This is a genomic window from Streptomyces sp. NPDC005195, from assembly GCF_040608315.1.
Taxonomy (GTDB): domain Bacteria; phylum Actinomycetota; class Actinomycetes; order Streptomycetales; family Streptomycetaceae; genus Streptomyces; species Streptomyces kaempferi.
Map to the genome: position 1 here is coordinate 177,145 of NZ_JBEXHZ010000004.1, position 13,971 is coordinate 191,115.

Here is a 13,971-nt window from a genome sequence, read left to right on the forward strand (position 1 = left end):
CAACAATAACAACAACAACGGAGGCCGCGGAGCGAACAACAACAATAACAACAACAACGGCGGAGGCGGGAACAACAACAACAATAACAACAACAACGGCGGGGGCGCGAACAACAACAACAATAACAACAACAACGGCGGGGGTGGGAACAACAACAACAATAACAACAACAACGGAGGCGGTGGAGCGAACAACAACAACAACAATAACAACAACGGAGGCGGAGGGAACAACAACAATAACAACAACAACGGCTGAATCTCAAAGTCCGGCGGCCGGGTGGACGAAGTCACCCGACCGCCGGACTTTCACGTGCACGCCCTCCTGGGGGCGAGGTTGCCGCGGGAGCACGTCGCCGGCGCCTGGAGCTCGGGCTGTGGCGGGCGGCCTGCTCAGGCGCCGACTGGCTCTCGTTTCAGCCCTGATTGCAGTTGATGTCCTGATTGACGGAGGGGTGTTTCCCTGTCTGGCCTGTCCCGGTGGACAACGGGCCTGGAAGTTGAAGACTCGTGTGATGCCCAGGTTCGAGAGGAGCCCCTGGTGTAGAGGCTCTGGCCCGGCCTCATCGGATAGGGGGTCTGAAGGTGACGCGTTACCGGGAACCGGGAGGTGTCCCCCTGTCTCCTTGAGCCCGGACACCTTCCGCGCCGAAGAGAACCGCTGCCGTCGCGGCGGCGCTGATCATGGCAATACGCTTGGTGAGCTTCACTCGACCAGCCTTTCATCGCCGACTTCGCCGAATCCTGAGTCTCCCTGGGCAGGATGGCGACGGCAGACGTGGAAACGATTACCAGGCATGCTCGTGGAGTCCGTCTTTTCTCCCGTGCAGCCCCGGAGTTTCTCGCGGCCCACCGAGCCGCGACGACGGCCGGTGCGATTTCGGCGCTTTTACGGCAACGGCAACGGCAACGGCAACGGCAACGGCAACGGCAACAGGAAAGACAACGGGAACGGGAAAGGAGAGGGAAAGGGGCCCCTCCCGTGCCGTGTGGCGGGGGAGAAGCCCCTTCTCGTGCGTAGCGTGGCGCCGCCGAGGATCGTCCGTCAGAACGTGCCCAGCTTGATGATCGACAGGATCGCGATCAGCTGGATCGCCGACGCGGCCAGGGCCTTCGGCCAAGGCAGGTCGTGGGACCTGCTGACCATGAGGGTGAGCAGGGCGCCCGCCCCCACCCAGGTCACCCAGCCGAGGAGCTGGACGAAGGACGCGTCGCCGCCGAAGAACATGGCGACGACCAGGCGCGGAGCGTCCGTGAGGGACATGATCAGCATGGAGAGGCCGACCGTGGGCTGCCAGGCGCCGTCACCGCCGAGCTGGCGGGCCAGGGTGTGGGTCACCACGCCCAGGATGAACGTGCTGATGACGATCGCCACAGCCGTCGTCAGGACGATCGGGACGGCGTTGGAGAGCGTGGCGGTGATGACGTCCTGGCGGGCACCGTCGAAGCCGAATACCGCCAGCAGGCCGTAGAGGAACGTCACGATCAGGGCCGGAGCCCACATCGTGTAGTCGCGCATCTGCAGGAACGTCTGCTTGGGGCTGATGACGATGCCCCTCAGCAGGTCCTTCCAGTGCAGGCGGGGGCCCACGGGCGGGGCCGCCGCCTGGCCCGCGCGGTAGGTCTCGCCCTGGCTGTACGGGTCCTCACCGACAGAGAACGCCTGGGTGTGGCCGGGGCTGTTCGCCGCGTACGGGTCCGGTCCCTGCTGCGGGTGCCCGTCGCCGAAGTACTCCGGCTCACCGCCACCGGGGCCGCCGGCCTGGGGCCAGCCACTCTGCTGTCCGCCGCCCTGTTGGCCATGGCCGTAGGGCTGCTGATTGCCGCCGTAGGGCTGACCCCCGTACGGCTGCTGCTGCCGCGAGGGCGCGGGCGGGTAGCCGTACGGCTCCCGGCCTCCCTGCGGGGCCTGCTGCCCGTACGACGGTTGGTGTTGTTGCGGTCGCGCTTGCGGGGCCCGGTTGTCCCGGCCCCGCCCGATCCTGAATCCAGCCACGTAATCGAACGTACCTGGTCCCGCACAGTGACGTGCCGGGCCTGGGCCCGTAGGGCGGCCTTTGGGTCCGAGCTGTGACATCCCTTAAGGGTCCGCACAAGGGCCGAACGGGGGTTGTCCGGGGTTTCTACGGGGGCCTTGTGAGGGATGTGCGGCGGGGCCCGAGGCGGCGGAGCTCAGGCCGGTCCGCGGGTGGGACCCGGCCTGAGTCGTCGCGAGGAATCGTGTGCGGTCCGTTCGGTGCCGTCCGCATGGGCCGTACGAGTCACGCATGCCCACGAGTCATGTCACGCAAGCCGTGCGCGCCATGCCCCGCCGGCCGTGCGTGCCATGCCCGTGGCCGGACGTACGGCCACGCGTTCTTCGCGGAAGGGCGCCCTCCGTCGGAGCGCGCCCTTCCGCCGGGAACGGACTCAGTCCGCGAAATTGGCGCCGAAGGCCGGGGTGCCCGTGGTCGAGACGCCCGCGTCGGCCGGCCAGACCGAGCGGGAGCCGGTCGTGGTGATCTTCGTGCCGTTGGAGGGGAGGTAGGTGACCGTGCCGTCGCCGGCGTTCTCGTACGAGCCCACCAGGAGGTCGGCCCGGCCGTCGCCGGTCACGTCGTCGAGCTTCACGTCCAGGCCGAAGAGGTCGCCCTTCTCGTCGTTGCCCGGGACACCCGGCGTGCTCTGGGCGAAGGCCTGGGCGCCGGAGGAGGTGTTGACGCCGTGCGCCGAGCCGTACAGGACGGTGACCATGCCGGCGTCCGCGTGGCCGTCGAGGTCCTCGTACGCGGTGCTGACGACGAGGTCCTGGTAGCCGTCGTGGTTGATGTCGCCGAGGTCCAGCTCGTAGCCGAAGCTGTCGTTCTTCTCGGCGGTGCCGGGCACGCTGCCGGTGTTCTGGCTGATCCCGGCGGTCGCGGCGGGGCCGGACGCGGAACCGTAGGTGATGTTCACCTTGCCGCCGTACGCGGAGTCCGGAGGGGTCGTGCCGTCGCTGAGCTTGGTGTTGTCCCAGGGCGCGCCGCTGACGATGTCGCCGAAGCCGTCGCCGTTGATGTCGCCGATGGCCGTGATGATGCCGGCCTTCAGGGCCTTCGCGGCGGAGACGTTCAGGCCGTTCGCCGTGCCGGGCACGTAGTAGTTCGTGTTCCAGCCGTAGTCGGTCTTGGTCTCGAAACCGTCGACCACCAGGTCGGTGCGGCCGTCACCGTTGATGTCGCCGGCGGTGAGGTTCATCGGACCGCGGGCGCTGCCGCCGGACTGGATCGGGGGCTTGATCGTGGTCCGGGCGAGGCCGGCCGCGCCGCCGGTGGTGATGCCGCCCTTGTAGACGTAGATCGTGCTCGACGTGTTTCCGACGGCCAGGTCCGCCTTGCCGTCGCCGTCGAAGTCGCCCGCGGCCAGGTTCTTGCCCCACAGGTCGTGCGAGGAGGAGGCGGGGTCGGCGATGGCCACGCCCTTGCCGGTGAGGCCGCTCGGGGAGCCCCAGAGGACGGCGAGGCCACCGGCGTCGGTGTCGGTGCCGAACTTCTCGTGCGGAGAGGACACGGCGAGGTCGTCGTATCCGTCGCCGTTGAAGTCGGCGTAGGCCGTCTCCGCGCCGAAGGCGTCTCCGGCCTCGGCGGTGCCGGGAACCCCGGCGGTGTTCTGGCTGATCGTGGAGCGCTTGGCGGCCGACACGCCGGTGGCGGTGCCGTAGAGGGCGACGACCTGGCCGGCTGCCTTGTGGCCGCTCACGTAGGCGCCCTCGGCGGAGAAGGCGACGTCGCCGATGCCGTCGCCGTTGAAGTCGGCGGCCGGGACGGTCGTGGAGTCGGCGGCCGTGGCCGTCGCGGCCGAGATCGTGAGCAGGCCTCCCGTCAGGGCGGCCGCGGTGGCCGTCGCGAGGGCGAGCCGCAGCGCGCGGGAACGGTGGTGCGGGTGCTGCATGTGCATGCGGGGTTCTCCTGCGGCATGCGGGAATGCCTGGCGGGCACTCCCAGTCAATGGGGTGCGGACGGTTCACGTTCGCCCGGAGTCGTCCCGGCGTTCATGATCCGGTCGGCGAACAGGAGACCCACAGGGAGGCAGCAGGGTTGTACGGGAGTTCGGACTTCTTGCGGGAGATGCGAAGCCTTCGGGTCAGGTGTTCATCTCCGGTGTCGCTCTCCAGGCAATCCGGACGCGGAGGAGCCCGGGAGAACGCGAAACGCCGGAGGCGCTGTCATCAGCTCCTCCGGCGTTCGCGGGGCGTCTTCGGTCTACTTCACCGGCTCGGGCTCCGGCTCGCTCTCGGCTTCCGCGGTCCCCGCCGGATCGACCGGCGTCCTGACGGAGTCGAGCAGCAGCTGCGCGACGTCGACGACCTGGATGGACTCCTTGGCCTTGCCGTCGTTCTTCTTGCCGTTGACCGAGTCGGTCAGCATGACGAGGCAGAACGGGCAGGCGGTGGAGACGATGTCCGGGTTGAGGGAGAGCGCCTCGTCGACACGCTCGTTGTTGATGCGCTTGCCGATCCGCTCCTCCATCCACATCCGCGCACCACCGGCGCCGCAGCAGAAGCCGCGCTCCTTGTGGCGGTGCATCTCCTGCTGGCGAAGGCCCGGGACGGCGGACATGATCTCGCGCGGCGGCGTGTAGATCTTGTTGTGGCGGCCCAGGTAGCAGGGGTCGTGGTACGTGATCAGACCCTCGACCGGGGTGACCGGGAGCAGCTTGCCCTCGTCGATGAGGTGCTGGAGCAGCTGGGTGTGGTGGATGACCTCGTAGTCGCCGCCGAGCTGCGGGTACTCGTTGCCGATCGTGTTGAGGCAGTGCGGGCAGGTGGCGACGATCTTCTTCGCCGACTTCGGCTTCCTCGACTCGGGCGTGGTGGTGCCCTCGTCGTCCGTCTCCTCGCCGAACGCCATGTTCAGCGCGGCCACGTTCTCCATGCCGAGTTCCTGGAAGAGGGGCTCGTTGCCGAGGCGCCGGGCGGAGTCACCGGTGCACTTCTCGTCGCCGCCCATGATCGCGAACTTGACGCCCGCCATGTGGAGCAGCTCCGCGAAGGCCTTCGTGGTCTTCTTGGCGCGGTCCTCCAGCGCGCCGGCGCAGCCGACCCAGTACAGGTACTCGACCTCGGTGAGGTCCTCGATGTCGCGGCCGACGACGGGGATCTCGAAGTCGACCTCCTTGGTCCACTCCAGCCGCTGCTTCTTGGCCAGGCCCCAGGGGTTGCCCTTCTTCTCCAGGTTCTTGAGCATCGTGCCCGCCTCGGACGGGAAGGCGCTCTCGATCATCACCTGGTACCGGCGCATGTCGACGATGTGGTCGATGTGCTCGATGTCGACAGGGCACTGCTCGACGCAGGCGCCGCAGGTGGTGCAGGACCACAGGACGTCGGGGTCGATGACGCCGTTCTCCTCGACGGTGCCGATGAGAGGCCGTTCGGCCTCCGCCAGCGCCGCGGCGGGCACGTCCGCGAGGGCCTCGGCCGAGGCCTTCTCGTTGCCCTCCATGTCCTTGCCGCCACCCGCGAGCAGGTAGGGGGCCTTGGCGTGCGCGTGATCCCGGAGGGACATGATCAGCAGCTTGGGGGAGAGCGGCTTGCCCGTGTTCCAGGCGGGGCACTGCGACTGGCAGCGGCCGCACTCGGTGCAGGTGGAGAAGTCGAGCAGGCCCTTCCAGGAGAACTGCTCGACCTGGGAGACGCCGAAGACGTCGTCCTCGCCGGGGTCGGTGAAGTCGATGTCCTTGCCGCCGGAGGTCATCGGGAGCAGGCCGCCGAGCGCGGTGGCGCCGTCCGCGTTCCGCTTGAACCAGATGTTCGGGAAGGCGAGGAAGCGGTGCCAGGCGACACCCATGTTGGTGTTGAGGCCGACCGTGATCGCCCAGCCCATGGTGACGCCGAGCTTGATCATGGCGGTCAGGTAGACCAGGGTCTGCAGGGTGCCGAGGCTCAGGCCCTTGAAGGCGGCGACCAGGGGGTACGACGCCCAGTACGCGGCTTCGTAGTGGTGGACGCCGTGGATCGCGCCCTCCAGACCGCGCAGGGTCATGATGGCGAGGCCGATGACGAGGATGACGGCCTCGACGAAGTAGGCCTGGCCGGTCTTGGAGCCCGCGAAGCGCGACTTGCGGCCCGGCTTCGACGGCCGGTTGAGCTGCCGGATCGCGATCAGTACGAGGATGCCGAGCGTCGTGAACAGCGCGATGAACTCGGTGTACAGCTCGTACGGCAGCCAGTCGCCGAGGACGGGCAGCGTCCAGTCGGCCTTGAACAGCTGACCGTAGGCCGTGACGATCGTCAGGCCGAGGGTCAGGAAGCCGACGGCGACGAACCAGTGCGCGACGCCGACGATCCCCCACCGGTTCATCCGGGTGTGGCCGACGAACTCCTTGGCCAGCGTGATGCTGCGGGCCTTCCAGGCGTCGGTCCGGGATCCGGCCGGGAGGGGCTGGCCGAGCTTGATGAACCGGTAGATCTGCGCGACGGCTCGGGCGATGAGCGCAACGCCGACCACGGTCAGGGTCAGCGACACAATGATCGCGGCGAGTTGCATTGGGGGCTCCTCGGGCCTGCGAGGTGGGGCTTTGTGTGATTACTAAGCGGTAACTTATGCAGTCCGTCTGAGACTACCCACTTCTTGCGCCGCACTGTAGCCAGGGGTGCGGTGATCTGCGTCGCTGAGGGTTGCCTGACGGGGGTGTCTCTTCCCGGGGTCGAGAGGTCGACACGTAAACCCGATCGTGTTATCTGCGGTACATTCCAGACATTCAACCCTAAGTTGGCGCTGTGCTGTACGGAATCGTCGCCGCCATCGCCGCCCTGTTCCTCGCCGCCCTGCTCGCCGCGCTGCTGCGGCCGCTCTCCCTGCGCCTCGGTTCCGTCGAACGACGGCGGGGGCGCCTGGTCGCGCTGCTCGGCGGCCCGGCGGTGATCGTGGCGACGGCGTTCGTCGCCGGGGCCGGTGACTGGACCGACGTGGCCCCGCTGGGCCCCGCGGCCGGGCGGCTGCTGGTGGCCGGGACGGTGGTCGGTGTCCTCGGGCTCGTCGCCGACCTGAGACCCGTACCGCTCCCGGTGCGGGTGGCCGTCGTGACCACCGCCGCCGCGCTGACCGTGCCGTTCGGTGAACTCGGACTGCCCGTGGGGGTCGTGGCCGTCGGGTGGGTCGTCCTCGTCACGCACGCTTTCACCTCCCTCGATCACGCCGACGGAGTGATGGGGACGGTCGCCGTGGTGACCGCCTTCGCCCTGAGCGGGTGCGCGGCCGCCGAGGTCATGGACGGGCTCGCGACGCTGCTGAGCGTGCTGGCCGCCGCGCTGACCGGGTTCCTGATGCACGGCTGGCCGCCCGCCCGGATCGTGCCGGGGCGCTGTGGCGGCCTGTTCGCCGGGTTCGTGCTGGCCTCGGCCGCGGTGCTGGTGCACGCGGACCGGGAGGCCGGGTCGAGCGTGGGGGCCGTGTTCGCGCTGACGGCGGTGGCGACCGCCGACGCGGCGCTCGTGCTGGTGTCGCGGCAGCGGGCCGGGCGTCCGCTGCTGAGCGGCGCTCCTGACCACCTCGTCCACCGGCTGCGCCACCTCGGCGTCACCGCGCAGGGCGCCGTGGTCCTCGTCGGGATCACCGGCTTCGCGGGTGCACTCGTCGGCATGCTGATCGACCTGGGGTGGGTGGGGGCGACGGCGGCCCTGTGGGTGGCCGGCGGCGCCGCGGGGGTGGTCCTGGTGCTCCTTCGTGTTCCCGCCCATGGGGCGATCCTCCCGGGAAAACCGCAGGTAGGCGCGCACCTGCGTGTAAGGAACAGATAAGACTTGAGCCCCCTCGACTCAGCTCTGTTGACCGGGAGCGGGACGTCGTGCACACTTGAGTCCGTTCCACTCAAGTCATTGCTGGAGGAATTGAAATGGCACGTGCGGTCGGCATCGACCTGGGCACGACTAACTCCGTCGTCAGCGTTCTGGAGGGCGGCGAGCCCACCGTCATCACCAACGCCGAGGGTGCCAGGACCACGCCGTCCGTCGTCGCCTTCGCCAAGAACGGTGAGGTGCTCGTCGGCGAGGTCGCCAAGCGCCAGGCGGTCACGAACGTGGACCGGACCATCCGCTCGGTGAAGCGTCACATGGGTACGGACTGGAAGATCGAGCTCGACGGGAAGCACTTCAACCCGCAGCAGATGAGCGCCTTCATCCTGCAGAAGCTGAAGCGCGACGCCGAGGCGTACCTGGGCGAGAAGGTCACGGACGCGGTCATCACCGTTCCGGCGTACTTCAACGACTCCGAGCGTCAGGCGACGAAGGAGGCCGGCGAGATCGCGGGCCTGAACGTCCTGCGTATCGTCAACGAGCCCACGGCCGCCGCGCTCGCGTACGGCCTGGACAAGGACGACCAGACGATCCTCGTCTTCGACCTCGGTGGCGGCACCTTCGACGTGTCCCTCCTGGAGATCGGCGACGGCGTCGTCGAGGTGAAGGCCACGAACGGCGACAACCACCTCGGTGGTGACGACTGGGACCAGAGGGTCGTCGACTACCTGGTGCAGCAGTTCAGGTCCGGCCACGGCGTGGACCTCGCCAAGGACAAGATGGCCCTCCAGCGCCTCCGTGAGGCCGCGGAGAAGGCCAAGATCGAGCTGTCCTCGTCCACCGAGACCTCGATCAACCTGCCCTACATCACGGCGTCCGCCGAGGGCCCGCTGCACCTGGACGAGAAGCTCACGCGCGCCCAGTTCCAGCAGCTCACCGCCGACCTTCTGGAGCGCTGCAAGACGCCGTTCCACAACGTCATCAAGGACGCGGGCATCAACCTGTCCGAGATCGACCACGTCGTTCTCGTCGGTGGCTCCACCCGTATGCCGGCCGTCGCCGAGCTCGTCAAGGAGCTGACCGGCGGCAACGAGGCCAACAAGGGTGTCAACCCGGACGAGGTCGTCGCCATCGGCGCCGCCCTGCAGGCCGGTGTCCTCAAGGGTGAGGTCAAGGACGTCCTGCTCCTCGACGTGACCCCGCTGTCCCTCGGCATCGAGACCAAGGGCGGCATCATGACGAAGCTCATCGAGCGGAACACGACGATCCCGACCAAGCGGTCCGAGATCTTCACCACCGCCGAGGACAACCAGCCGTCCGTGCAGATCCAGGTCTACCAGGGCGAGCGCGAGATCGCGGCGTACAACAAGAAGCTCGGGATGTTCGAGCTGACCGGTCTGCCGCCGGCGCCCCGCGGCGTCCCGCAGATCGAGGTCGCCTTCGACATCGACGCCAACGGCATCATGCACGTGACCGCGAAGGACCTGGGCACGGGCAAGGAGCAGAAGATGACCGTCACCGGTGGCTCCTCGCTGCCGAAGGACGAGGTCAACCGGATGCGTGAAGAGGCCGAGAAGTACGCGGAGGAGGACCACGCCCGCCGCGAGGCCGCCGAGACCCGCAACCAGGGCGAGCAGCTCGTCTACCAGACGGAGAAGTTCCTCAAGGACAACGAGGACAAGGTCCCCGGTGACGTCAAGGCCGAGGTCGAGGCCTCCGTCGAGGAGCTGAAGGCCGCGCTCAAGGGCGAGGACTCCGCCGAGATCCGTACGGCCACCGAGAAGGTCGCCGCCGTCTCGCAGAAGCTGGGCCAGGCCATGTACGCCGACGCCCAGGCCGCGCAGGCCGGCGGTGGCGCCGAGGGTGCCGAGCAGGCCAGGGCCGACGACGACGTCGTGGACGCCGAGATCGTCGACGAGGACCGCAAGGACGGTGCCGCGTGACGGAGGAGACCCCGGGCTTCGAAGAGAAGCCTGACGTCCCCTCCGGCGCCACCCCTGACGACGCCGAGCCGAAGGGCGCCCCCTCCGCGGAGGGGGCGCCCCCGGCCGGGGACGCATCAGCCGCAGCACAGACCGCCGGCCTGACGGCCCAGCTGGACCAGGTACGCACGGCGCTCGGTGAGCGCACCGCGGACCTCCAGCGGCTCCAGGCCGAGTACCAGAACTACCGCCGCCGGGTCGAGCGCGACCGGATCGCGGTCAAGGAGCTCGCGGTCTCGAGCCTCCTGACCGAGCTCCTGCCCGTCCTCGACGACATCGGCCGCGCGCGGGAACACGGCGAACTGGTCGGCGGTTTCAAGTCGGTGGCCGAGTCGCTGGAGACCATCGCGGCGAAGATGGGGCTTCAGCAGTTCGGCAAGGAGGGCGAGCCCTTCGACCCGATGATCCACGAGGCCCTGATGCACTCGTACGCGCCGGACGTCACGGAGACGACGTGCGTGGCGATTCTCCAGCCCGGGTATCGCTTCGGCGAGCGCACCATCCGCCCCGCGCGGGTGGCGGTCGCGGAGCCCCAGCCCGGCGCACAGTCCGTCAAGTCCGACGACACGACGGCTGAGGCGGCCGAGGACAAGGAGAGCGGTGGCCCGGACGAGGGCTGACGTTGACACGACGAGGAAGGAGGGACGTCGAGGATGAGCACCAAGGACTTCATCGAGAAGGACTACTACAAGGTTCTCGGCGTCCCCAAGGACGCCACCGAGGCCGAGATCAAGAAGGCGTACCGGAAGCTCGCCCGCGAGTTCCACCCGGACGCCAACAAGGGCAACGCCAAGGCCGAGGAGCGCTTCAAGGAGATCTCCGAGGCGAACGACATCCTCGGGGACGCCAAGAAGCGCAAGGAGTACGACGAGGCACGCGCCCTCTTCGGCAACGGCGGCTTCCGTCCGGGGCCCGGAGCGGGCGGCGGCAACTTCAACTTCGACCTGGGTGACCTCTTCGGAGGCGGCGCCCAGGGCGGGGCGGGCGGCGGGGCGGGCGGCTTCGGCGGCGGCATAGGCGACGTCTTCGGTGGCCTGTTCAACCGCAGTGGCGCGGGCACCGGCACCCGGACCCAGCCCCGGCGCGGCCAGGACATCGACACCGAAGTGACGCTGAGCTTCACGGAGGCGGTGGACGGCGCGACCGTCCCGCTGCGCATGACCTCCCAGGCGCCCTGCAAGGCCTGTTCGGGCACCGGCGACAAGAACGGCACCCCGCGTGTGTGCCCGACCTGCGTCGGCACCGGCCAGGTGGCGCGGGGCTCCGGCGGCGGGTTCTCGCTCACGGACCCCTGCCCGGACTGCAAGGGCCGCGGTCTGATCGCCGAGCACCCCTGCATGGAGTGCTCGGGCAGCGGTCGCGCCAAGTCGTCGCGCACGATGCAGGTCCGCATCCCGGCGGGCGTCACCGACTCGCAGCGGATCCGGCTGCGCGGCAAGGGCGGCCCCGGCGAACGGGGCGGGCCGGCCGGCGACCTGTACGTCACGGTCCATGTGGACGCCCACCCGGTCTTCGGCCGCAAGGGCGACAACCTCACCGTCGCCGTGCCCGTCACCTTCGCGGAGGCGGCCCTCGGCGGCGAGGTGCGGGTACCCACTCTGGGCGGCCCCCCGGTCACCCTGAAACTGCCCCCGGGCACGCCCAACGGCCGTACGATGCGGGCCCGCGGCAAGGGCGCGGTCCGCAAGGACGGCACCCGCGGCGACCTCCTCGTCACCGTCGAGGTCGCGGTCCCCACGGACGTGTCGGGCAAGGCGCGTGACGCCCTGGAGGCGTATCGCGAGGCAACCGCGGACGAGGACCCGCGGGCGGAGCTGTTCCAGGCCGCGAAGGGAGTATGAGCAGATGGACGGCCGTCGTCGAAACCCCTATGAACTGACCGAGGAGACCCCGGTCTACGTCATCTCGGTGGCGGCCCAGCTCTCCGGCCTGCACCCGCAGACCCTCCGCCAGTACGACCGCCTCGGACTGGTCTCCCCGGACCGCACCGCCGGGCGCGGCCGGCGCTACTCGGCCCGCGACATCGAACTGCTGCGCACCGTCCAGCAGTTGTCGCAGGACGAGGGCATCAACCTGGCGGGCATCAAACGCATCATCGAGCTGGAGAACCAGGTCGCCGCTCTCCAGTCCCGTGTCGTGGAAATGGAGTCGGCCCTGGACGGCGCGGCGGCCGCCATGCAGCAGCGTGAGGCCGCCGTGCACGCCTCCTACCGCCGGGACCTGGTCCCGTACCAGGAGGTCCAGCAGACGAGCGCGCTGGTGGTGTGGCGGCCGAAGCGGTCGTCGGAGTAGTTCCCGATCGTCGACGGGGCCGGGAGGTGGATCACCTCCCGGCCCCGTCGCGTGTCCGCGGCCGGGGCGCGCACGTCCCGTGAAGTGTTCCGCCGGGCGCGCGAGTTGTCTGCGGGACGCGGCCGCACCCGACGTCCGCGGGAGAGGGCCCGCGCGGTGCGATCGAGGCGAAGGGGTTTGCCGCCGGGAACGAGTGAGGCCGACGGTCTGTCTCCGGGCGCTGGTGACGTCCCGGTGGAGGCCGGTCCCGCGGGTGTCGCCGGGAGGGGGCCGAATCGGCCAAGTCCGCGCCGTGAACGCCGCGGTCCGTTTTCTTCGGTGTGCCCCACAAAGCGACGTTCAGGTGAACTGCCGTTTGTAGGCGGGCGCGACATAGTCGGTCATTGCGGCCGGAGTTGTGCGATGCGGGCGACGGGCGCGTTCGCGAGTGACGCAGATCACTGCGGCCTCGGCGGGGGCCGTCCCGTCGTGTCGGGCCGGGCTCACGCTCGCCCCTCCGGAGCTGCGGTGATACTCGGCCATCTTCAAGTCTCCAGGTCGGAGGCGGGGGTTGTCCGGCCCTGACGGGGTGTGGGGGAACGAAGCGCGCCGCAGGGTTTACGTGGAAGTGGAGGTACACGCTCTTCCCATCGTGTTCACTTGGGGAACACAGAACGCTGTTGCCATCTCGTTAAGTGGTTACTCCTTGACGCTGAGGTGATCGCCGCGTTGGCTTTCAGCCACCTGGGTCGCAATGCAGCTACCTCGCCCGGAAGGCACCTGATGTGAACACTCGTAACACCCGGCTTCGTCGTACGGCCATAGCCCTGGCCTCGTCCGCGATGGCCGTCTCACTCGCCGGCTGCGGGGTCGTCGACGGGATCGGCGGCAGCGACTCCAAGGCGAGCCCGACCAAGGGCGACGACATCAAGGTGGGTCTCCTTCTCCCCGAGAAGGCAAACACGCGTTACGAGAAGTTCGACTACCCGATCATCCAGGAGCAGGTCCGAAAGCTGACCAACGGCAAGGGCGATGTCATCCGCTTGAACGCCGAGCAGAGCGCGAGCAAGCAGAGCACCCAGCTGCAGCAACTGGTGGACGACAAGGTCGACGTCCTCCTCGTGGACGCGGTCGACTCCAAGGCCATCGCGAGCGGGGTGCGCAAGGCCAAGGCCGCGGGCATCCCCGTCATCGCCTACGACCGCCTGGCCGAGGGCCCGATCGACGCGTACATCTCCTTCGACAACGAGCTCGTCGGAGAGGTGCAGGGCAAGGAACTGCTGAAGGCGCTGGGAACCAGCGCCGCCACGAAGCAGATCGTGATGATGAACGGCGCGCTCACCGACCCGAACGCGGCGCAGTTCAAGGCGGGCGCCATGTCCGTGCTCGACGGCAAGGTCGAGATCGCCCGGCGGTACGACACCAAGGACTGGGACCCGGCCCACGCCAAGTCCAACATGGAGGAGGCGATCTCGGCCATCGGCATCAACAACATCGCCGGTGTCTACTCCGCCAACGACGGCATCGCGGGCGCGGTCATCGACGCCATGAAGACCATGGGTATCAGCAACGTGCCGCCGGTCACCGGCCAGGACGCCGAGCTCGACGCGGTGCAGCGGATCCTCGCGGGCGACCAGTACATGAGCGTCTACAAGTCGTACCCGCAGGAGGCCACCGCCGCCGCCGAGATGGCCGTGGCCAAGGTCCAGGGCCGCGGGATCGAGTTCGACGCGCTGACCCGCGACAGGGTCGACAGCCCCACGACCAAGAAGATCCCGTCCCAGCTCATGCCCGTGGTCGCCCTGACCAAGGACAACATCAAGGAGACGGTCCTCCAGGACGACATCTACACCGTCGCGGAGATCTGCACGGTCAAGTACAAGGCGGCCTGTACGGCGGCCCACATCAAGTAGCCGTTCCCGTCCTGCCGCGTACGCGCGGGAGTCCCCGGCCGGGGACTCCCGCGCG

The 13,971-nt window shown here is 68.8% G+C and carries 10 protein-coding genes; 7 read left to right on the top strand and 3 right to left on the bottom strand.

The window, feature by feature from the left end:
• On the top strand, window positions 1-259 hold a 259-nt coding region (locus ABZV34_RS07085; protein WP_356272079.1), incomplete at its 5' end, for a hypothetical protein.
• A 786-nt stretch (window positions 260-1,045) separates the two neighbouring features.
• On the opposite strand, the gene ABZV34_RS07090 is transcribed toward ABZV34_RS07085, so the two are convergent.
• The 3 genes from ABZV34_RS07090 to ABZV34_RS07100 all read right to left on the bottom strand — a co-directional run bounded on the left by ABZV34_RS07090 (window position 1,046) and on the right by ABZV34_RS07100 (window position 6,503).
• Window positions 1,046-2,077, bottom strand: coding sequence for a Yip1 family protein (locus ABZV34_RS07090; protein WP_356272081.1), 1,032 nt, complete (start codon window positions 2,075-2,077; stop codon window positions 1,046-1,048).
• Between the two features lie 332 nt (window positions 2,078-2,409).
• Window positions 2,410-3,915: an FG-GAP and VCBS repeat-containing protein gene (locus ABZV34_RS07095; protein WP_356272083.1), complete on the bottom strand. Its 1,506-nt coding sequence runs from the start codon at window positions 3,913-3,915 to the stop codon at window positions 2,410-2,412.
• Window positions 3,916-4,220: 305 nt separating this feature from the next.
• A complete protein-coding gene (locus ABZV34_RS07100; RefSeq protein ID WP_356272085.1) occupies window positions 4,221-6,503 on the bottom strand; it encodes a (Fe-S)-binding protein in 2,283 nt (760 codons plus the stop codon).
• 233 nt (window positions 6,504-6,736) lie between these two features.
• On the opposite strand from ABZV34_RS07100, the gene ABZV34_RS07105 reads away from it, so the two are divergent.
• From ABZV34_RS07105 to ABZV34_RS07130, 6 genes are all read left to right on the top strand, one after another.
• Window positions 6,737-7,756 (top strand): MraY family glycosyltransferase, encoded by a 1,020-nt coding sequence (locus ABZV34_RS07105; protein ID WP_356272086.1) that lies wholly within the window; start codon window positions 6,737-6,739, stop codon window positions 7,754-7,756.
• A 95-nt stretch (window positions 7,757-7,851) separates the two neighbouring features.
• Window positions 7,852-9,693, top strand: coding sequence for a molecular chaperone DnaK (dnaK, locus tag ABZV34_RS07110; RefSeq protein WP_356272088.1), 1,842 nt, complete (start codon window positions 7,852-7,854; stop codon window positions 9,691-9,693).
• Window positions 9,690-10,352, top strand: coding sequence for a nucleotide exchange factor GrpE (gene grpE / locus ABZV34_RS07115; protein WP_356272090.1), 663 nt, complete (start codon window positions 9,690-9,692; stop codon window positions 10,350-10,352). The genes dnaK and grpE overlap by 4 nt, the downstream gene beginning before the upstream one ends.
• A 33-nt stretch (window positions 10,353-10,385) precedes the next feature.
• On the top strand, window positions 10,386-11,573 hold the full coding sequence (gene dnaJ, locus ABZV34_RS07120) for a molecular chaperone DnaJ (RefSeq protein ID WP_356272092.1): 1,188 nt from the start codon (window positions 10,386-10,388) through the stop codon (window positions 11,571-11,573).
• A 4-nt stretch (window positions 11,574-11,577) separates the two neighbouring features.
• Window positions 11,578-12,024 (top strand): helix-turn-helix domain-containing protein, encoded by a 447-nt coding sequence (locus ABZV34_RS07125; protein ID WP_356272094.1) that lies wholly within the window; start codon window positions 11,578-11,580, stop codon window positions 12,022-12,024.
• A gap of 764 nt (window positions 12,025-12,788) precedes the next feature.
• Window positions 12,789-13,916, top strand: coding sequence for a substrate-binding domain-containing protein (locus ABZV34_RS07130; RefSeq protein WP_356272096.1), 1,128 nt, complete (start codon window positions 12,789-12,791; stop codon window positions 13,914-13,916).
• Window positions 13,917-13,971 lie beyond the last annotated feature (55 nt).

Bases quoted from the DNA above. Each gene is read 5' to 3' on its own strand.
- ABZV34_RS07090 (WP_356272081.1), bottom strand. From the start codon at position 2,077: ATGTCACAGCTCGGACCCAAAGGCCGCCCTACGGGCCCAGGCCCGGCA.
- ABZV34_RS07100 (WP_356272085.1), bottom strand. From the start codon at position 6,503: ATGCAACTCGCCGCGATCATTGTGTCGCTGACCCTGACCGTGGTCGGC.
- dnaK (WP_356272088.1), top strand. From the start codon at position 7,852: ATGGCACGTGCGGTCGGCATCGACCTGGGCACGACTAACTCCGTCGTC.
- dnaJ (WP_356272092.1), top strand. From the start codon at position 10,386: ATGAGCACCAAGGACTTCATCGAGAAGGACTACTACAAGGTTCTCGGC.
- ABZV34_RS07125 (WP_356272094.1), top strand. From the start codon at position 11,578: ATGGACGGCCGTCGTCGAAACCCCTATGAACTGACCGAGGAGACCCCG.
- ABZV34_RS07095 (WP_356272083.1), bottom strand. From the start codon at position 3,915: ATGCACATGCAGCACCCGCACCACCGTTCCCGCGCGCTGCGGCTCGCC.